A 2,154-nucleotide genomic window follows, 5' to 3' on the forward strand; every position below is an offset into this window, starting at 1 on the left:
TGCGTGTTTGTAACGTCTGATTTTCCTTCGGAAAATCCTCGCATACAAACCCGCAACTATTCTTATACATAAACGTTGTGCATAATTAAAAACAAACTTAATGGATAGTGATTTGAAGCAAATATCTGAACTAATTTTGAAAGATAGATTTTCGGATTTTGAATCATTCTTTAATGATTATGTTTTAGGCTTAGAATCATTTCAATTAAAACACGAAAAATTATTATTGAAATGGTTTGACAAAGATGATTTTGATGAATTAAACGAATATTTATATCCTGAATATCTTTTAATTATGTACGGAAAATATGTAAATAAAATATTTTCTGTCGATTGGAGCGGAGAAGAATATAAAGGACAAGTAAAAAGTTCATTAACGAAAATCTTAAAAACATATAATAAATCAACGTTTAAGTGGAATCTTAAAAAATTTGAATCTGGTCTAAATTGGGAACAGATAAGACGTGGTGAATACATTGGACTTCTATTCTCTGCATTGGATAAAGAACTTTTGAAAATAGATTTTCAATTATTATTTATTGAATTGTTTCACGATGAATACTATTATACGATTTTACCAAAATCTGAGATTAAGCCTGCTTTAAAAATGAAAGGAAAGGGTTTTTGTACGTATGACAGTAAAACATATGATATTAAAATTACTGATTTAGGAATCAACAAATCGAAAGTAATGCTTTATCTAAAAAGTAAACATAAAATCGAATTAAAAGAAATCACTAAATATGTTGAGAATTTACCCGTTTTAGTTGAAAGTGGTAATATTTTAAAAATAAAAAAACTGGAAAAAGAGTTACAGAAAATGAAATGTGAATATGAATATGAAATAAGCGAAAAATAACTATGCACAACACCGTATAAAAATAATTGCGGTATTAGTGTTTAATCAAAGGTCGTTGCGTGTTTGTAACATCTGATTTCCCTTCGGAAAATCCTCGCATACAAACCCGCAACTATTCTTATACATAAACGTTGCCAGTAATTTAATCACAAATCTGAAATTTCACTTTTTTACTCAATCAAATAGACTATTTACTAATTCCAATTATGAATTTTCAAACTGCTGAATTAAATTTGACAAAGACTTATAAAAAATGAAAAAAACGTTCTTTATCTACTTTTTAATTTTAAATTCATTTTCTTATGGACAAAATCTAAAGAAAAAAATTGGAGATATAGAAATCCAGTTAATCGAACATTTTTATAAACGAAATTCTGATTACGAATTAACCAAAAGAAAAACTAATAAGGCAAATCGACCAACATTAAAATTATTCTTTGATTCAAAAGGGAACTTACTTAAGAAAATTAAGTTTGGAACAAATCATAATTCAAGTTTAAAAGTAATTGGAAAAATTGAAATATTCAATTACTTAAAAGGTCGTTTAACTTCAAGTTTGCAATATTACTCAGATTGTTATTGTGAAAAACAAATAGAACCTTTTTCCACCACAAAATATATTTATAACAAAAAAGGTCTATTAATTGATGAATCAAGTTATCAAGTTAATACTGACTCACTCACATTCAAAACAACATTTGAATATGATGAAAATTTAAATATTACTAAATCAATTTTTGACCCAACTTATTATTACGAACGAGAATTTGATTCGCTGAATAGAATAACTTCTCTTAAACAAATCTACGAGAATAATTTAAGATGGGAATGGAATTACAATTATTTGGACAACAAACGAATTGGAATATTTCAAACGTATTACAATGACGAAAAAGATTACTCTAAAAAAGAAATTAAAACATATAATGAAAAAGGACAATTAATTGAGTCAGAAGAAAAGTATACATCAAAGTTGGAAACTGGAGATAAAATCAAAATCTATTATTCGGAAAATGGACTTATAAAGAAAATAGAATATTATGAGTTTCATAGTTCTAATAAAGAATATGAATTGAAATCATTTACTTCTATTAAAGTAAAGTCTAAAATTGATTTAGATTTTAAACTTTCAGAAATTATTAATGAACAAATTGAATTATAAAATAAAAACTACTGGCAACACCGTATATAATTTATTGCTGGCTTCTTGCCTACTTACGAAAGTCCTCGCGGACTTTCTTTGTCCGTAATTATTTACTAAATTAGTTGCTTGAAACACGCAACAAACCATATAC

Annotated in this window: 2 protein-coding genes; both read left to right on the forward strand. The window is 26.2% G+C overall.

The genetic code is table 11. The features are described 5' to 3' along the window. The first annotated feature begins 100 nt into the window (after positions 1 to 100). Positions 101 to 859 carry a hypothetical protein gene (locus M4I23_RS19350; protein ID WP_249755502.1) on the forward strand — a complete coding sequence of 253 codons (759 nt, stop codon included), beginning with the start codon at positions 101 to 103 and terminating at the stop codon, positions 857 to 859. Between the two features lie 253 nt (positions 860 to 1,112). Next, positions 1,113 to 2,021, forward strand: a complete 909-nt coding sequence (locus tag M4I23_RS19355) for a hypothetical protein (RefSeq protein WP_249755503.1) — start codon at positions 1,113 to 1,115, stop codon at positions 2,019 to 2,021. The last annotated feature ends 133 nt before the right edge of the window (positions 2,022 to 2,154 follow it).

Origin of the sequence: Algibacter sp. L4_22 (assembly GCF_023473045.1) — a bacterium.
Lineage (GTDB): Bacteria > Bacteroidota > Bacteroidia > Flavobacteriales > Flavobacteriaceae > Algibacter.